Here is a 16876-nt window from a genome sequence, read left to right on the forward strand (position 1 = left end):
GAGTGGTGCACGTGGTGCCGCGTGTCGCGACTAGCGTGTCGGGTCGTGCGGCGACGTCACCGCGGACGGGCGGTCCGCTCCGGTCATCGCGCCCGCGACCACCCCTGCCCCCAGGACCGCCAGGGCAAGGACGCCGGCGAACATCGCCAGCACCGGGTAGCCGAGCGAACCCACGATCAGCCCGGCCAGGGCACCACCGCCGGCGGCGGTCAGCGACATCGCCATGTCGGCCGTGCCCTGCACGTCGGTGCGCGCCGACACCGGGGTCAGGTCGGCGATGATCGTCGAGGCCGCGACCGTCGCGCACGACCACCCGAGGCCGAGCAGGAACAGGCCGCCGAAGATCTGCCACGACGAGCCCTCCGGAGCCAGCCCGCACAGCACCAGGGACGCGAGCAGCACCACTCCCCCGCTTCGCAGCACGACCGGTCGGCCGAGGCGGTCGGCGGCGAGTCCGACGAGCGGCGAGAAGGCGAACATCCCCAGGACGTGCACGGAGATCACGAACCCGATCACCTGCAGCTGCGCACCCCCGTGCTGCATGTGCAGCGGGGTCATGATCATCACCGTGACCATCGCCGCGTGCGCGCACGCCATGCCGGCGATCGCCGCGCCGAGCGCCGGCTGGGCGCCGACCGCCTCGGTGAAGCGCGACCACGACCGACCAATCCGGGCCTGTGCCGTCGCACCGGCGACGGACTGGGCGAGCAGGAGCGGGTCGGGCCGCAGCAGCACGGCGACCCACGTGGCGGCGAGCACCAGCACCACTGCGCCGATGGCGAACCCGCCGGTCAGCTCGGGGATCCCGACACGTCGCGCCAGGCCGGCACCGACACCGGTGAGGTTGGGTCCCGCGACGGCGCCGATCGTGGTCGCCCACACGACCACCGAGAGCGCACGTCCGCGGGTCTCCTCCGGCGCCAGGTCGGTGGCGGCGTACCGCGAGCCGTTGTTGACCGCCGTGGTCGCGCCCAGCAGGACCGCCCCGGTGAGCAGCACGGCCATCGAGTCAAGCACCCCGGCCGCCACGCACAGGGCAGCGCCGCTGGCGCCCGCGAGGTAGCCGGTGACCAGACCGACGCGGCGTCCACGGCGGCCCATCAGCCGCGCGAGCACGTAGGCCGCGAGCGCGGTGCCGAGCACCTGGAAGGTCTGGGCGAGGCCCGCCTGGGCCTCCGATCCCGAGATGTCGCGCGCCAGCAGGGACGCGGTCGCCACCCCGATGGTGACCCCCACGGCGCCCACCGCCTGGGAGACGACCAGCACCCGCACGGTGCGCGCCTGGACGGCCGCGTGCCCGTCCGGGACCGGATCGGTCGGCGTGCTCACCGCTCGAAGTCCGGCAGCTCGAGGACGTGCCACACCGCGGCCCACACCAGCTTGGGCGGTACGCCGGCATCCAGCGCTTCGACGACCGTGCGACCGCCGAGGTCGCCGATGACGAAGAGCTCCGCCCAGGAGCGCGACGACGCCTTCCCGAGCGCGTGGTCGAGACGGGCCCAGAACTCGGTGTGCCTCATGCGCGGATCGCCAGCGATTCCAGCCACTGCTCGCCGTCCCGGCCCGAGCGTCGGCGCAGCGTCTCGACCTGCCACCCGGTCTCCACGAGTGCCCCGCGGAGCGGGTCCTCGCGCCAGTGGACGAACCGTCGCGGCGCCTCGATGCTCCCGTGCACGGACCAGGCTTCCCCGTCGCCCTCCTTGACCGACAGGTACAGGACACCCGAGGCCCTGGTCACCCGGGCCAGCCTCCCGAGCACCGTCGGGAGGTCAGCGCGGTCGACGTGGAGCAGGCAGGCGTTGGCCCACACCCCGTCGTAGGTCCCGGACGAGCCGAGGTCGTCGTGCAGGGGGTCGAGGACCCTCGCCTCGTGGCCGGCCTCCCGCAGCAGCCTGACGAAGCCGGCGGTGATGTCGGTCCGGTCGACGCGCAGCCCGGCCACCTCCAGCGCGAGGGCGTCACGACCACCGCCGCTCCCGATCTCGAGCACGTGTGCGGCGGGGTCGAGGCGCGCTGCGAAGGCCGCGACCGATGCACGCGTCTCGTCGCCGAGCGCCGCGGTGGCGTCGCGATACGCGGCCGCGTGCTCGCCGTACGCCCGAACGGTGGCGTCGACCGGATCGATCATGGCGTGCGCACGTCGTGCTCGTGGTGCAGCACGTCGTGGAGGTGGTAGACGCCCAGCGTCTCGACGGTGAACTCACTGCCGTTGGACCGGGTCCCGCGCCGACCGGCCTGCTCGTCCGTGACGCTCGCGTAGAGACCCGCCGCGTGGCCGGCCGCCTCGACCAGCTCGGCGTCGACGGTGGCCGGGTCCTGCTCGGCGTAGCGCGACACGACGGCGGTCTCGTCCTGGTCCCAGTCGGCGAAGCGCGGCGCGTCCTGCGCCAGCATCAGCCCGACGCGCTCCGCGAAGAGCCGGTGCACGTCGCGGACGTGGCAGGCGTACTCCAGCGGCGACCAGGTGTCGCGGCTCGGTCGCACCGCCGCATCCGACCGGCTGAGCACCGACGACCAGGTCATCGCCGAGTCGTGCAGCAGGCCGGGCAGCGTCGCCAGYGAGTGGACCCGGGGGTCGAAGCCGCAGTCGGGGCACGGGCGTCGCAGCACCCAGGTCCAGTCCTTGGTGTCCGGGACGATCGGGTCGGGCTCGCGCATGGCTCCATCTTCGCAGCGGCTCGAGCGCGGGTGCGACCGGGTTCCACGTCGCCGTGACGTGTCGCTCGCCGGTCTGGTCCAGACCGGTGGCGGCCGCAGGCGCGATCCGCGGATCATGGTGAACCACTGACCCGGGTCGGGGGCACAGGTGGGTGTGCAAGGGATCGAGATGAGCAGCGACTGGTCGGAGGCGACCGACGCCGAGCTGGTCGCCGGTGTGCGCGAGCACGACCGCGGCGCGCTGCGTGAGCTCTTCGTGCGGCACGAGCCGTGGCTCGCGGCTCGCCTCTCCCACCGGTGCGCCGACCCGTCGTACGTGGACGAGGCGATCTCCGACACCTTCCTCGCCGTGTGGCGCAAGCCCGTCTGGCGTGGTGAGGGCGAGGTCGGCGCCTGGCTGTGGGGCATCGCCATCCGGTCCCTGCTGCACCGGCTGCGGCCGCGCAAGAACGTCGTGGAGCGACTCGCCGGCCTGCGTGGCTCGCAGCCGCTGTCGGCCGAGGAGGAGGTCCTCGCCCGCGTGCAGTACAGCAACGTCGGCATGGCGCTCGAGGGACTCTCGCCCGAGCTGCGTGCGGTCGTCCAGGCCACCGTCCTGGACGGGCTCACCACGCGCGAGGCAGGACAGCTGCTGGGCATCCCCAGCGGCACCGTGAAGAGCCGGATGAGTCGGGCTCGCACCGAGCTGAGGAGGGCCCTGCTGTGAACACGTGGCACGTCTCCGACAACGACCTCTCCGTCTACCGGTCCGGCACGGCGGGCAGGGCCCTGACCGCCTCCGTCGAGGCCCACGTCCTCGGCTGCACCGAGTGCCGCTCCGCCCTCGCCAGGGCGGGTGGCGGTGCGGACGGTCCCGACACGCAGCGGCGGTGGGCCGCCCTGGTGGAGCAGATCGACCGTCCCCCCACCCCCCGCCTGGTGCGCTGGCCCGGGACCCACTCGTCCCTGGTCCCGCGCGCGTCGCTGTCCAGCCGCCCACTCCTGGCGGCGTGGCTCTCGGCCCTGGCCCTGGTGCTCCTGCTCCCCGTGCTCCCGGTGCTGCTGGCGGGACGGGACGCCACGACGGCGCTCCTCGCCGTCGCACCGCTGGCCCCGACGGCAGCCGTCGTCCTCGCCTACCGGCGGTCCACGGACCCTGCCGGCGAGCTGGCCCTCGCGACACCCCTCGCCGGCTTCCGGCTGGTCGCCACCAGGGCGCTCCTCGTCAGCGTGGCGGCGGTGCCGGCGGGCGTGCTCGTCGCCCTCGCGCTGGGCCTGCCGACGTACGTCGCCTTCGGCTGGCTGCTCCCGGGCCTCGCCCTGTCCGCGATGGTCCTGGTCGCCGGCACCGTCCTTCCGGACCCCGCCGTGGCCGCTGCCGCGCTGGGCGGCGCCTGGGCCCTGGCCGTCACCGTCCCGTCGCTCTCCCCCCGCGGCTCGTCCGACCTGGTGGCGGCTGCCGTGACCTCGCCCGGCGCCCAGCTGCTCGCGCTCGCGGTCGCTGTCGCCGCGCTCGCCCTCGCCTTCGCCCGTCGCGACCACGTCACCTACCGGAGGACCGCATGACCATCGTCCACGACCGAGCCGGGACCGTCGTCCGTGCGACCGGCATCCGCAAGTCCTTCCGTGGTGTCCGCGCCGTGCGCGACGTCGAGCTCGACCTGGGCGGTGGCGTGATCGGGCTCCTCGGCCCGAACGGTGCCGGCAAGACCACCTTGCTGCGGATGCTGGCCACCGTGCTGGCCCCCGACACCGGCGAGCTGCGGCTGCTCGGTCGCGACCCGCGCCGGCCGGCCGAGCGACTCGAGATCCGTCGCCGGCTCGGCTACCTCCCGCAGGCCCCCAGCCTGTACGGCGGGTTCACGGTGCTGGAGATGGTCGACTACGTCGCCGTGCTCAAGGAGCAGACCGACGCGGCCGCCCGACGCCGGGACGCGACGCGCGTGCTGGGGTCGGTCGGCCTCGGGGACGTGAGGCACCGGAAGATCCGCACGCTGTCGGGTGGCATGCGCCAGCGCGTCGCCCTCGCCGCCGCTCTCCTGGGCACTCCCGAGCTGCTGGTACTGGACGAGCCCGCCACGGGCCTCGACCCCGAGCAGCGCATCGAGCTGCGGTCGCTGCTCTCCGAGACGGCGCGACGCGGGACCGTGGTGCTGTCCACGCACAACACCAGCGAGGTCGCCGCGCTGTGCCAGCGGGTCCTGGTGATGCGCGACGGGCAGATCCACTACGACGGCACCCCCCAGGGCCTGAGGACCACCGCGGAGGGTCGGGTGTGGGAGGCCGACGAACCGGACCCCCGGGCCGCCCGCAGCTGGATGACCGCCGAGGGACGTCACCGTCACGTCGGCCTGCCACCGGCCGGGGTCGAGCCCGCGGCCCCCACTCTCGAGGACGGCTACCTGTTCGTGTCGAGGGGGACCCGATGACCGTGGTGGCGCCCCTGTGGCAGGCAGCACTGCCGACGGCCCGGGCCATCCGCTGGGTGCCGCTCGTCGGTGTCACCGCACTGGTGCTCCCCGTGCTGCTGCTGGCGAGGACGTCCCAGCGTCCCGTCGACCTGGTGCTGGCCGTGGCCTCCGCGGCGCTCGCCTGCGCCGTGGTGGGAGCCCTGCACGACCCCGCTGCGTTCCTGCTCGCGGCCGTGCCGGTGTCGGTCATGCGACGCCGCCTCCTGCGCCTCACGCTCGTCCTGCTCCCCGCGCTGGCGATCTGGGGCGTGCTGACCAGCGTGTCGCACGCCTCCCCCGGCGCGGGCTCCCCCGGGCCGCTGCTGGCCCTCACCGCGGCCGGGGTCGCCGTGGCGGTGTGGAGCCCGGCGCATCCGGCCGCCCTGGTGGGTGCGTTCGTGCCGGTGCTCTGGTTCGCCCTGGACATGACCGTGCCGGGGTCGGGGGTCCTCGCCGATGCCGCGGGATGGTGGCGCACCGCTCCGCAGGCGGTGGTGGCCGTCGCTCTCGCGGCCCTCGTCGTGGGGCGGCGGCGATGAGCACCGTGGCTCGGGCGCTGCCGGGGACCCTGCCCCGGGCCCGGACCGTGGCCGTGGTCCGGGCCTTGGCGCTCGCGGAGTCCCGCCGGATGCTGCGCAACCCCGTGCTGTGGGCCTGTACCGGCCTGTCGGTGTGGATGATGTGGTCCGTCGTCCCCGACCCGGGCGAGTGGCCGGGGGCGTCGTACGAGGAGATGGCGACCAGCGTGGTGCCCTTCCTCTTCGCGCTCTCGGTCGTGGCGGCCGTCTCCTTCAACCGCGAGCGGCTCGACGTCGCTGCGGAGGCACCGGTGACGGAGGTGCAGCGGTGTGTCGGCCGGTGGGTCGGGGCGCTGCCGCTCCTGCTGGTCGCCACCGGGTACGCCGCGCTGCTCGCGTGGCGCCAGCGCGACCTCGGCGGTCTCTGGCTCGGGATGGAGCCGGGACGCACGACGGAGGCGCTCTTCACGCCCGGAGAGCTCGCCCAGCCCGTCGTCCTGGCACTGCTGGCCGTGGCGACCGGCGCCGCCCTGGGACGTCGGCTCCCCCTCGTCTCGGCGCTCCCGCTGCTCTTCGTGCTCTGGTTCCTGGTCGCCTTCTACTGGCTGTTCGGGGACGCCGCGGTCGTCCCGCTCTCGATCCTCCAGGTCCAGCCGGTGCGCGTGTTCGCGGGCACCGCCTCCGCCGATCCCCTCGGCTTCCCGTCCCAGTGGCTGCTCGAGGCACCCGGCGACTTCAGTGAGCAGTGGTCCCGCGTCGTGGTGTCCGCCGGCCTGTCCTGGTGGCACGCGGTCTGGCTCCTCGGCCTGTCCGCCCTGTGGGGCGCCGTCACGGTCCCGGGCGGCCGGGCACGTCGGTGGCTGGTCGCAGCGGGCTCGTTCCTCGCCGCGGTCGGAGTGGTCGCGCAGTACTGGGTGCTGCCGTGAGGTCCCCCGCCGGACGCCTCGGCGTCCTCGTCCCGATGCTCGTCGCCCTCGTCGCCCTCGCCGCCCTCGCCGCCTGCACCCCGGCGGCGTCGGACGACGACGGGGAGCGCATCGTCGGCGGGTCGCTGGGGCCCGCACCGGCCAGGAGGGCGGACCCGACACCGGTCGTCATCGACTCGGACCTCGCCCCCGACGACCTCGCCGCCATCGCCTACCTCGTCCGTCACCCCGCGGTCGACGTGCTCGCCATCTCCGTCCCCACGACGGGCATGGTGACCTGCGGCGGCGGTGTCGACCTGCTCGCGGACTTCTTCGAGGCCATCGGGGCGACCCGGGTGCCGGTGGCGTGCGGGGCCGCAGCGCGGGGTCCGCACGGTGTGCCGTTCCCGCGCACCTGGGCGACGGGCGCGATGAGCCACAGCGGGCTGGACCGGTCGGGGGCAGGCGAGCTGCCCCCGGTCACCCGGGCGGATGCGGCGACGTACCTGGCGCGGCTGGCCGACCGTGTCGAGGGACTGCAGGTGGTGGCGCTGGGTCCGCTCACGGAGCTGGCCGCTCTGCAGCGCAGGCACCCTGCGTCGTACGCGCGCCTCGCCGGCATCATCTCGATGGCGGGGATCGTGGACTCGCCGTCGCAGGACGCCGAGCTCGGGGTGGGCGAGTGGAACGCGGCCGCGGACGTGGACGCCCTCGCTTCGGTGCTGCAGGGAGGCGTCCCGCTGACGATCGTCCCGCACGACCCCGTCCCACCCGGACGACCGGACGGGCTCGCCGCGCCGGTCGTGAGCAGGCTGGGGCTCGACCCTGCGTTCACTTCGCCTGCCTTCTGGGACCTCGCCACGGCGGGGGCCTTCACGACCCCGGACGTGATGACGGTCAGGAGGGGCACGTGGGACGTCGACGTCGACGTCGATCGCGGGCGGCTCCGGCGCACCGGCGACGGTCCGGTGCGGGTGGTCACGGGCCTGGACACGCCCGCGCTGGACGAGGCGTACGCCGCGGTCTTCGGCACGCAGCTCAGGTGAGCAGCAGCGTGTCGAGACGTCGGCGCACGACCGCCAGCCCGATGAGTCCCATGACCACCAGATAGACCACGGAGACGAGGCTCTCCCAGCCGACCTGGCCCAACGTCAGCTCACGGCACAGCACGACCCCGCGGTAGAGCGGCGTCGCCTCGACCACCCACCGCAACCACCCGTCGTACGCCGTGATGGGGAAGAAGGTCGCGGAGAAGAGGAAGAGAGGGAGCTGCAGGAGCGTGATCTTGTCGAAGTCCTGCCACGACGTCATCCACGTCGTGACCGCCATGCAGACCGCGGAGAACGCGAAGCCGATCAACAGGGCGGCGGGCAGGGCCAGGATCGCCGTCCACGAGTGCAGCATCCCCAGCGCCCACATCAACAGCAGGAACGCGACCGAGTAGCTCGACCCGCGCAACTGTCCCCAGAGGATCTCGCCCCGCGCGATGTCGGCGGTGGTCAGCGGGGTGGCGAGCATCTGGTCGTAGAGCTTCTCGTACTTGAGCTTGAAGAACACGTTGTAGGTGCTGTCCATCAGTGCGCCGTTGAAGGCGCTCACCGCCAGCATCCCGGGCGCGACGAACTCGGCGTACGGGATGGCTTCGCCGCCCACCTCGAAGCTGGTGATCAGCTGACCGACGCCGATGCCGATCGAGAACAGGAAGAAGACGGGCTCGAGGAAGCCGGTGAGGAAGAGCTTCCACTGCTGGCGGTAGACGGTGTAGCTGCGGGTGACCAGAAGCCAGGCGGCCCGTGCCGGGCCGAGAGGCGGATGGACGGGGCGGGTCGTGGTGGCCATCAGTCCGCCAACCTCTGCTCGAGACCCGACACGGACCAGAACCAGCCCACCGCGATCGTCGTCACCAGCACCAGCACGTTGAGGGCGGCGAGCGACCAGTCGACCGTGTCGAGGCAGAACATCCGCGACAGGTTGACGCCGTGCCACAACGGGGTGAGCCGCGCGACCCACTCCAGCACCGGACCGAGGTTGGAGATCGGGAAGAACGCACCGGAGAAGAGCGTCAGCGGCAGCACCCCGAGACGGAAGAGCACCCCGAACGCGGACTCGCTGCGGACCCGGGTGCTGTAGCCATGGACGAGGACGGCGAAGGCCATCCCGACGAGCAGCTGCGAGCCGAACGCGAGGAACGGCCCCCACCAGGACTCGAACACGCCGAACGGCGCGAGCACCAGCATGAAGACGCCGCAGGCGGTCGCCAGGCGGAACAGCACGAACATCATGTGGGCCGCGACCACGTGCCGCGGCTCGAGCGGCGTCGCGATCATGGAGTAGTAGGTCTTGTGCCACTTGACCGCGCCCATGACCGGATAGGTGGTCTCCCCCACGGCGATGGTCATCGCGTGCGTGGCGACCAGCCCGGGCACGATGAACGCGAGGTAGGAGGTCGCCCCCTCGAGCTTGGCCGGGTCGCCAGCGATGAAGCCGCCGAGCAGGACGCCCATCGCCACGACGTAGAACAGCGGCGACACGAACGAGTTGATCGCCCCGCCCTTCCAGGTCCGCTTGAAGACCGTCCACCAGTAGTCGGTCTGTCGCAGGGTCCCTGCGACCAGGGTCAGCCCGGGCTCCGAGCCGGTCGCGGTAGCCATCAGTCCACCAGCGTCCGGCCGGTGAGCTTGAGGAAGACGTCCTCGAGCGTGGAGCGCCGCACCAGGACGCCGATCGGATCGAGGCCTCGCTCGTGCACCTTCGCGATGACCTCCTCGCCGTCGGGGCTGTAGACCAGGATGCGGTCGGGCAGCACCTCGAGGCGACCGAGGTCCTCGATCTTGTCGGCGAGGACCGCGTGCGGGTTGGTCTCGTCGGTGATGGCGAAGCGGAGCTCGGCGACCTCGCGGGTCGAGTGCTCCTCGATCAGCTGGCGCGGCGAGCCCTCGGCCGCGATGAGGCCCTTGTCCATGACGACGAGGCGGTCGCAGAGCTGCTCGGCCTCGTCCATGTAATGAGTGGTGATCACCAGGGTCACGCCGGCCTGCTTGAGCCGGAAGAGCTGGTCCCACAGGACGTGGCGCGCCTGCGGGTCGAGCCCCGTGGTGGGCTCGTCGAGGAGCAGCAGGTCGGGTCGGTTGACCAGGCTGCGGGCGATGGTGAGCCGTCGCTTCATCCCCCCGGAGAGGTCCTCGACCTTGGACCTGGCCTTCTCGGTGAGCGACACGAACTCGAGGAGCTCGTCGACCCGGCTGTTGACCTCGCCCTTGGGGATCCCGAAGTAGCGGCCGTAGATGTAGAGGTTGTCGCGCACGTTGAGCTCGTTGTCGAGCGTGTCCTCCTGCGGGCAGACCCCGAGCCGCCCCCGGATCGCGGGGCCGTCGGTCGCCGGGTCCATGCCGAGGATCTGCAGCGACCCGCCGCTGATGGGGCTGACGCTGGCGATCATGCGCATGGTGCTCGACTTGCCGGCGCCGTTGGGGCCGAGGAAGCCGAACGCCTCGCCGCGACGCACGTCGACGTCGATGCCCTTGACGGCTTCGAACTCGCCGAACGACTTGCGCAAGCCCTTGGCCAGGATCATGGATTCCGTCACGTCCGAGACCCTATAGAGGGGTACCGACACCGCTCGACCCGATGTCCGACGCGCGAGTGGGACCCCCTTCACGTGGAACACTCCCGGCCATGGAGGGCGACGGCGCGGGGACGGTGCACGACGACGCACAGGTGGTCGCGATGTACGACGCGGTGGCCGCCGCCTACGCCCGGCAGTTCCCGGGCACCGGGCCCGAGGCGGACCTCGACCTGGCGATGGTCGACCACCTGGTCTCCCTGGCGGGGCCCGCGCCGCACGTGCTCGACGCCGGGTGCGGGGCGGGTCGGATGGGCCGTTACCTGGCCGACCGGGGCTGTCGCGTGAACGGCCTGGACGTGTCACCGGGGATGGTGGCGATGGCCCGGCGCGACCACCCGGACCTCGCCACGACCGTCGGGTCCGTCACCGACCTGCCGTATCCCGACGAGACCTTCGACGCGGCGCTCTACTGGTACTCGACGATCCACTCCCCCGACGACYGGCTCCCCCGCATCGCCGCGGAGGCCGCGCGCGTCGTACGACGGGGCGCCCCGGTGCTCGTGGGGTTCCAGGTGGGCAGCGGCGCGCGCGAGGTCGGGCAGGGCTACCGGAGGCTGGGCCACGACGTGCACGTCGTGCGCTTCCACCGCTCACTCGCACAGTGGGCGGACGTCCTGGGCGGTGCCGGCCTGACCGAGGTGGCCCGGCTGGAGCGGGCGCCGCTCGACGAGCAGGATCCCCAGGGCTTCGTCCTGGCCCGGCGCCCCGCCCAGCCGTGACGGCCTAGCCCGCGGAGCTCCCCAGCAGCGACCGGGTGAGCACGGCCCCGTCCGCCTGCAGCTCGTGCGTGGCCGCGGCGAGGTCCTCGTCCGACGGGTCGCGCTCGGCGATCGCCGCGCGCAGCACCGCCCGGCGCACCAGCTCCTTGGCGTACGACGCCGTGGTGCCGGCGGCCGCCTCGGCAGCGGCCGCGATCGCCTCGTCGCCGAAGCCGACCTCCGCGGCGTACAGGGCGATGAGCCGCCGCCGGGCCTCCCCGTCGGGCAGGGGGATCTCGACCGCCAGGTCGACGCGCCCGGGCCGCTGGGACAGCGCCCGCTCCAGGGCCTCCGCGCGGTTGGTGGTGAGCAGGAAGACAACGTCGGCGTCCTGGTCGAGGCCGTCCATCGCGTCCAGCAGGGTGAAGAGCAGGGGCGAGGAGCCGCCGCCGTAAGGGCCGTGGTCGCGGTCCTCGGCGATCAGGTCGACGTCCTCGAGCACGACGATGGCCGGCTGGTGGGCGCGCGCGATCTGGGCGGCCTGCCCGACGAAGGCCATCTGGGTCCCCGAGAGCAGGACGACCGTGGTCTCGGCACCGGCACCGATCAGGTGCCGGACCGTGTGGGTCTTGCCGGTGCCGGGCGGCCCGTAGAGCAGGATGCCGCGCTTGAGGTGCTGCCCGCGACGGCGGAGCTCGTCGCGGTGTGCGGCCAGCTCGACGACGTGGCCGCGGACCTGGGTCAGCGTCCCCTCCGGGAGGATGACCCGGTCGGCCGGCAGGTCGGGTCGCCGTACGAAGGTGATCCCGCCCATGGAGTGCTCGTAGGGGTTGCCGGCGAAGCTGACCACCTGGCCGCGCAGCACCGAGCGCGAGACCGCGAGCCCGCGGACCTCGGTCAGCAGGGCCGACCCGACCTCCGGGTCCCCCACGATGACCTCGAGGCGGGCCTCGCCGCCGAACTGCGGGTTGTGACCGCGCTGGAGCACGACGACCGGCCGGTCCGCGTAGCGGAACAGGTGCAGCCCGAAGGCCACCGTGGCGCGCTCGTCGTCGGGCCCGGTGGCGACGTTGAGCCGGTCCACCTGCCCCTGGCGGAACCGCCCCCACTCCGCGTTGGCGATCAGGTCGCCCAGCGAGCTGTGGTGACGCTGGTCGCCGCCGCCCACGCCGACCAGCCGCGCGTCGGCGTCGCGCCCGGCCACCTCCGCCAGCGCGATGTCGACGTCGACCCACCGGTGGAGGTCGATCTTCTCGACCACCACCGGCAGCTCGTCGGCCCGCATGCCCAGGTGCTCGTCCAGCACCCCGAGCAGCGGCGTGCCCCGCGTCAGTGGCTCCTCGCGCGTCAGCTGCTTGACCAGCGTGGCCAGGGCCTGCCGCAGGTCGTCGTCCCCCGTGTCCGTCATGGGCGGCAGCCTAGGGACGACCGGGGACGGCCGCGCGGAGATTCGCTGCGCTACTTCTTGCGGGTGGCCTTCTTCGCGGCCGCCCGGGGCTCGCGGGCGGCGTCGGCCGCCTCCTCCTCGGTGGTGGCTCCCTCGGTGGAGAGGTGGCCGCCGCTGTTCTCGAGGTGGGCGCGGATGAACCAGTGGAACTGCTCGATCTCGCCGGTCTGGCCGATGAGCAGGTCCTCGGTCACCGGGTCGACCTCGCCGACGACGTCGATCGCCTTGCGGTTGTCCTCGATGACACCGGTGTAGACGAGGTCGAGGGCGCCGAGGTGGGCCTGAGCGGTGTCCTTGCCGATGTCGTAGTCGTCCCACGAACGGGCAGCGACCAGCGCGCCCGGCGTGCCGGTCGGCGTACCGCCCATGGTGGCGATGCGCTCGGCCACCGCGTCGGCGTAGCCGCGGACGAGGTCGACCTGCGGGTCGAGCATCTCGTGGACGCCGATGAAGTTGGGGCCCACGACGTTCCAGTGCACGTGCTTGAGCACGAGGTGGAGGTCGGTGTAGGCGAACAGCCGGTCCTGCAGCGCGGAGACGACGGTGGTGCTCTCCTTGGCGTTCAGGCCGGGGACGTGGAAGGTCTGGGTGGGCGTGCTCTTCGTAGCCATGCCAGCGACTCTAGGCACCTCGCCCCAAGCCCGTCCCCACCCGCAAGGACATGGACCACGACGTCCGGCCACCACGGTCCGGCCCCGATCCGGGCGCTCACCCGCTCTCCGTAGGGCCCGCTGTCGGTGCCGTAGGACACACTGGGGCCATGTCCGCCCTCGACCACTTCAGCGCGCCGACCCGCGCGTGGTTCGAGGCCGCGTTCGCCCGACCCACCTCCGCGCAGGAGGGGGCGTGGGACGCGATCGCCGCGGGCAGGCACGCGCTGGTCGTGGCCCCGACCGGCAGCGGCAAGACGCTGAGCGCCTTCCTGCACGCCATCGACACGTTGCTGACGGCCGAGCGCCCCGAGGACAAGACCCGACGCACCCGCGTCCTCTACATCTCGCCGCTCAAGGCGCTGGCGGTCGACGTCGAGCGCAACCTGCGCGCCCCGCTCACCGGCATCAGGCACACCGCGGAGCGGCTCGGGACCAGCGTGCCCGACCTCACCGTGGGGCTGCGTTCCGGCGACACGTCCGCGGCGGACCGGCGCAGGCTGACGAGCAGTCCGGCCGACATCATGATCACCACGCCGGAGTCGCTCTTCCTGATGCTCACCAGCCAGGCGCGCGAGTCGCTGCGCGGCATCGACACGGTGATCCTCGACGAGGTGCACGCCGTGGCCGGCGGCAAGCGCGGCGCCCACCTCGCCGTCTCCCTCGAGCGGCTCGACGCGCTCCTCGACCGCCCGGCCCAGCGGATCGGGCTGAGCGCGACCGTGCGACCGCTGGAGGAGGTGGCGCGCTTCCTCGGCGGGAGCGAGCCGGTCGAGATCGTCGCGCCTCCCAGCGAGAAGGAGTGGGACCTGCGGGTGGTCGTCCCGGTCGAGGACATGACGGCCCCCGAGGAGTACGACGAGGAGTCCGGCGACCCGCAGCGCGCCACCAGCATCTGGCCGCACGTCGAGGAGCACGTCGTCGACCTGGTCGAGCAGCACCGCTCCACCATCGTGTTCGCCAACTCGCGTCGCCTCGCGGAGCGACTCACGGCCCGTCTCAACGAGATCGCCACCGACCGCGCAGGCGGTGACGCCGAGGCCGACGGGACCTCTGCGGCCCCGCCCGCCCAGGTGATGGCCCAGGCGGGGCAGAGCAGCGGCGCCGGCACCGTCATCGCCAAGGCCCACCACGGGTCGGTCTCCAAGGAGCAGCGCGCCCTGATCGAGGACGACCTCAAGCGCGGTCGGCTGCCCTGCGTCGTGGCCACCAGCAGCCTCGAGCTCGGCATCGACATGGGCGCCGTCGACCTGGTCATCCAGATCGAGTCCCCGCCCAGCGTCGCCAGCGCCCTCCAGCGCGTCGGTCGCGCCGGCCACCAGGTCGGCGAGGTCAGCCGCGGAGTGCTGTTCCCCAAGCACCGCGGCGACCTCGCCCAGACCGCCGTGGCGGTCGAGCGGATGCGCAGCGGCGCCATCGAGTCGCTCTCGGTGCCGACCAACCCGCTCGACGTGCTCGCGCAGCACGTCGTCGCCTGCACGGCGATGGAGGACTGGGAGGTCGACGACCTCTACGACCTGGTGCGCCGCGCCGCGCCCTACTCCGCGCTGCCGCGCAGCGCGTTCGACGCCACCCTGGACCTGCTCAGCGGCCGCTACCCCAGCGAGGAGTTCGCCGAGCTGCGCCCGCGCATCGTGTGGGACCGGGTCACCGGGGTGCTGTCCGGTCGACCGGGGGCGCAGCGACTGGCCGTCACGAGCGGTGGCACCATCCCCGACCGCGGGCTCTTCGGCGTCTTCCTCGTCGGCGACAAGGCGAGCCGCGTGGGCGAGCTGGACGAGGAGATGGTCTACGAGTCGCGGGTCGGCGACATCTTCGCCCTGGGGGCCACCAGCTGGCGCATCGAGGACATCACCCACGACCGGGTGCTGGTGACGCCCGCGCCGGGCATCCCGGGCCGCCTGCCGTTCTGGAAGGGCGACTCCCTGGGCCGGCCCGCCGAGCTGGGCGAGGCCATCGGCAGCTTCACCCGCGAGCTGGGCAGCGTCACCCCCGACAAGGCCCGCCAGCGGGCCCGTGACCGCGGCCTCGACGAGTACGCCGCCGGCAACCTCGTCACCTACGTCACGGAGCAGCAGGAGGCGACCAACGCTCTGCCCAGCGACACCCAGCTCCTCGTGGAGCGGTTCCGCGACGAGCTCGGCGACTGGCGCCTCGTCGTCCACTCGCCGTACGGCACACCGGTGCACGCCCCCTGGGCGCTGGCCATCAACGCGCGGCTGCGGGAGCGCTACGACATCGACGGGCAGGCGGTGGCCTCCGACGACGGCATCGTGATCCGCATCCCCGACACCGAGAACGAGCCGCCCGGCGGCGACGTGGTCGTCTTCGAGCCCGAGGAGATCGAGCAGCTCGTCACCCAGGAGGTCGGCGGGTCTGCGCTCTTCGCCAGCCGGTTCCGCGAGTGCGCGGCACGTGCGCTGCTGCTCCCCCGGCGCGACCCCGGGCGGCGCAGCCCGCTGTGGCAGCAGCGCCAGCGCAGTGCCCAGCTGCTCGAGGTCGCCTCCCAGTACCCGTCCTTCCCCATCGTCCTCGAGGCCATCCGCGAGTGCCTGCAGGACGTCTACGACCTGCCCGCTCTCGTGAAGCTCCTCCAGCGGGTCCAGCGCCGCGAGGTGACGGTGGTCGACGTGGCGACGCAGTCGCCGAGCCCCTACGCCCGCAGCCTGCTCTTCGGCTACGTCGCCCAGTTCGTCTACGAGGGCGACTCCCCGATCGCCGAGCGCCGGGCCGCCGCCCTGTCGCTCGACCAGGGTCTGCTCGCCGAGCTGCTCGGGCGGGCCGAGCTGCGCGAGCTGCTCGACCCCGAGGTGCTGGCCGAGGTCGAGTCCGAGCTCCAGTGGCTGGCCCCCGACCGGCGCGCCCGCGACGCCGAGGCGGTCGCGGACCTGCTCCGGCTGCTCGGCCCGCTCAGCACCGAGGAGATCACCGCCCGCTCGGTCGAGGGTGCCGACGTCGCCTCCTGGCTGGACGCCCTCTCCGACGTACGCCGCGTGGTCCCGGCCCGCATCGCCGGGGACGAGCGGTGGACGACCGTCGAGGACGTCGGGCGGCTGCGTGACGGCCTCGGAGTGCCCGTGCCGCCGGGCACGCCCGACGTCTTCACCGAGCCGCACGAGGACCCGATCGGCGACCTGATCGCCCGCTACGCCCGCACCCACGGCCCGTTCACGACACCCGACGTCGCCGCCCGCCTGGGCCTCGGGGAGGCGGTCGCGCGCCACGCGCTCCAACGGCTCGTCTCGCGCGGCCGCCTCCTCGAGGGCGAGTTCCGTCCCTCGGGCAGCGGCAGCGAGTGGTGCGACGCCGAGGTGCTGCGCAAGCTCCGTCGCCGGTCGCTGGCCCGGCTGCGCAAGGAGGTCGAGCCGGTCACCCAGGACACCGTGGCGCGCTTCCTGCCCGCGTGGCAGCACGTCTCGGGTCAGCTTCGTGGCGGCACGCTGCGCGGCGTCGACGGCGTGGTGGCCGCGATCGACCAGCTCGCCGGGTGCCCGGTGCCGGCGAGCGCCCTCGAGCCCCTGGTCCTGGCGGCGCGGGTCCGCGACTACGAGCCGTCCTTCCTCGACGAGCTCACCGCGTCGGGCGAGGTCGTGTGGGCGGGGCACTCCCCGCTGCCGGGCAGCGACGGCTGGGTGAGCCTGCACCTCGCCGACCAGGCCGAGCTCACCCTGCCCGACGTCGCCGAGGACGAGCCGGGCGCGATCGAGCGCGCCGTCCTGGAGGCGCTGGATCCCGGGGGCGCGTGGTTCTTCCGGCAGCTCTCCGACCGGGTCGGCTCCACCAGTGACTCCGAGCTCTCCGCCGCGCTGTGGTCGCTGGTCTGGCAGGGGCGGCTCACCAACGACACCGTCACGCCGCTGCGCGCCCTGGTGCGCTCGGGCAACGCCAGCCACCGCACCCGCCGCACGCCGCCCCGCGTGCGCACCGGCGGCCGGCCGGGCCGCCC

17 protein-coding genes are annotated in these 16876 nt (G+C 73.3%); 8 read left to right on the plus strand and 9 right to left on the minus strand.

The window, feature by feature from the left end; all coding sequences use genetic code 11:
• Nucleotides 1–30: 30 nt before the first annotated feature.
• Genes AC1DQF_RS13195 through AC1DQF_RS13210 form a run of 4 tightly spaced genes read right to left on the minus strand, consistent with a single transcriptional unit; the run spans nt 31 to nt 2658 of the window.
• The gene (locus tag AC1DQF_RS13195; RefSeq protein ID WP_477525678.1) at nt 31–1329 is read right to left on the minus strand and encodes an MFS transporter; all 1299 of its coding nucleotides are present in this window, start codon (nt 1327–1329) and stop codon (nt 31–33) included.
• Nucleotides 1326–1520, minus strand: coding sequence for a DUF3046 domain-containing protein (locus AC1DQF_RS13200; RefSeq protein ID WP_477525679.1), 195 nt, complete (start codon nt 1518–1520; stop codon nt 1326–1328). The genes AC1DQF_RS13195 and AC1DQF_RS13200 overlap by 4 nt, the downstream gene beginning before the upstream one ends.
• The gene (locus AC1DQF_RS13205; protein ID WP_477525680.1) at nt 1517–2128 is read right to left on the minus strand and encodes a class I SAM-dependent methyltransferase; all 612 of its coding nucleotides are present in this window, start codon (nt 2126–2128) and stop codon (nt 1517–1519) included. The genes AC1DQF_RS13200 and AC1DQF_RS13205 overlap by 4 nt, the downstream gene beginning before the upstream one ends.
• Nucleotides 2125–2658 (minus strand): DinB family protein, encoded by a 534-nt coding sequence (locus tag AC1DQF_RS13210; RefSeq protein WP_477525681.1) that lies wholly within the window; start codon nt 2656–2658, stop codon nt 2125–2127. The genes AC1DQF_RS13205 and AC1DQF_RS13210 overlap by 4 nt, the downstream gene beginning before the upstream one ends.
• Before the next feature lie 169 nt (nt 2659–2827).
• Between AC1DQF_RS13210 and AC1DQF_RS13215 the strand changes: the two genes are divergently transcribed.
• From AC1DQF_RS13215 to AC1DQF_RS13240, 6 genes are read left to right on the plus strand one after another with little or no spacing between them, the layout of a single operon-like run.
• A complete protein-coding gene (locus AC1DQF_RS13215) occupies nt 2828–3364 on the plus strand; it encodes an RNA polymerase sigma factor (RefSeq protein ID WP_477525682.1) in 537 nt (178 codons plus the stop codon).
• The gene (locus tag AC1DQF_RS13220; RefSeq protein ID WP_477525683.1) at nt 3361–4203 is read left to right on the plus strand and encodes a hypothetical protein; all 843 of its coding nucleotides are present in this window, start codon (nt 3361–3363) and stop codon (nt 4201–4203) included. Before AC1DQF_RS13215 ends, AC1DQF_RS13220 begins: the two co-directional genes overlap by 4 nt.
• Nucleotides 4200–5066, plus strand: coding sequence for an ABC transporter ATP-binding protein (locus tag AC1DQF_RS13225; RefSeq protein WP_477525684.1), 867 nt, complete (start codon nt 4200–4202; stop codon nt 5064–5066). The genes AC1DQF_RS13220 and AC1DQF_RS13225 overlap by 4 nt, the downstream gene beginning before the upstream one ends.
• The gene (locus AC1DQF_RS13230) at nt 5063–5626 is read left to right on the plus strand and encodes a hypothetical protein (protein ID WP_477525685.1); all 564 of its coding nucleotides are present in this window, start codon (nt 5063–5065) and stop codon (nt 5624–5626) included. Before AC1DQF_RS13225 ends, AC1DQF_RS13230 begins: the two co-directional genes overlap by 4 nt.
• Complete coding sequence (locus AC1DQF_RS13235; protein WP_477525686.1) at nt 5623–6531, plus strand: hypothetical protein; 909 nt, start codon at nt 5623–5625, stop codon at nt 6529–6531. Before AC1DQF_RS13230 ends, AC1DQF_RS13235 begins: the two co-directional genes overlap by 4 nt.
• Nucleotides 6528–7556, plus strand: a complete 1029-nt coding sequence (locus AC1DQF_RS13240) for a nucleoside hydrolase (RefSeq protein ID WP_477525687.1) — start codon at nt 6528–6530, stop codon at nt 7554–7556. The genes AC1DQF_RS13235 and AC1DQF_RS13240 overlap by 4 nt, the downstream gene beginning before the upstream one ends.
• Here the strand turns inward: AC1DQF_RS13240 and AC1DQF_RS13245 are convergent.
• The 3 genes from AC1DQF_RS13245 to AC1DQF_RS13255 are packed head-to-tail and all read right to left on the minus strand — an operon-like array spanning nt 7549 to nt 10096.
• On the minus strand, nt 7549–8349 hold the full coding sequence (locus tag AC1DQF_RS13245; RefSeq protein WP_477525688.1) for an ABC transporter permease: 801 nt from the start codon (nt 8347–8349) through the stop codon (nt 7549–7551). The genes AC1DQF_RS13240 and AC1DQF_RS13245 overlap by 8 nt on opposite strands.
• Complete coding sequence (locus AC1DQF_RS13250; protein ID WP_477525689.1) at nt 8349–9161, minus strand: ABC transporter permease; 813 nt, start codon at nt 9159–9161, stop codon at nt 8349–8351. Before AC1DQF_RS13250 ends, AC1DQF_RS13245 begins: the two co-directional genes overlap by 1 nt.
• Entirely contained in the window at nt 9161–10096 is a 936-nt protein-coding gene (locus AC1DQF_RS13255) for an ABC transporter ATP-binding protein (protein WP_477525690.1), read from the minus strand. Before AC1DQF_RS13255 ends, AC1DQF_RS13250 begins: the two co-directional genes overlap by 1 nt.
• Before the next feature lie 89 nt (nt 10097–10185).
• Between AC1DQF_RS13255 and AC1DQF_RS13260 the strand changes: the two genes are divergently transcribed.
• A complete protein-coding gene (locus AC1DQF_RS13260) occupies nt 10186–10854 on the plus strand; it encodes a class I SAM-dependent methyltransferase (RefSeq protein WP_477525691.1) in 669 nt (222 codons plus the stop codon).
• A 4-nt stretch (nt 10855–10858) separates the two neighbouring features.
• Here AC1DQF_RS13260 and AC1DQF_RS13265 read toward each other — a convergent pair whose 3' ends face one another.
• The gene (locus tag AC1DQF_RS13265) at nt 10859–12241 is read right to left on the minus strand and encodes an AAA family ATPase (RefSeq protein ID WP_477525692.1); all 1383 of its coding nucleotides are present in this window, start codon (nt 12239–12241) and stop codon (nt 10859–10861) included.
• 50 nt (nt 12242–12291) lie between these two features.
• Nucleotides 12292–12891 carry a Dps family protein gene (locus AC1DQF_RS13270; RefSeq protein WP_477525693.1) on the minus strand — a complete coding sequence of 200 codons (600 nt, stop codon included), beginning with the start codon at nt 12889–12891 and terminating at the stop codon, nt 12292–12294.
• A gap of 149 nt (nt 12892–13040) precedes the next feature.
• Between AC1DQF_RS13270 and AC1DQF_RS13275 the strand changes: the two genes are divergently transcribed.
• Nucleotides 13041–16876 (plus strand): ATP-dependent helicase (locus tag AC1DQF_RS13275; RefSeq protein WP_477525694.1); only part of this gene is annotated, 3836 nt, incomplete at its 3' end.

The sequence above is a fragment of the Nocardioides sp. P4_G4 genome, from assembly GCF_056401085.1.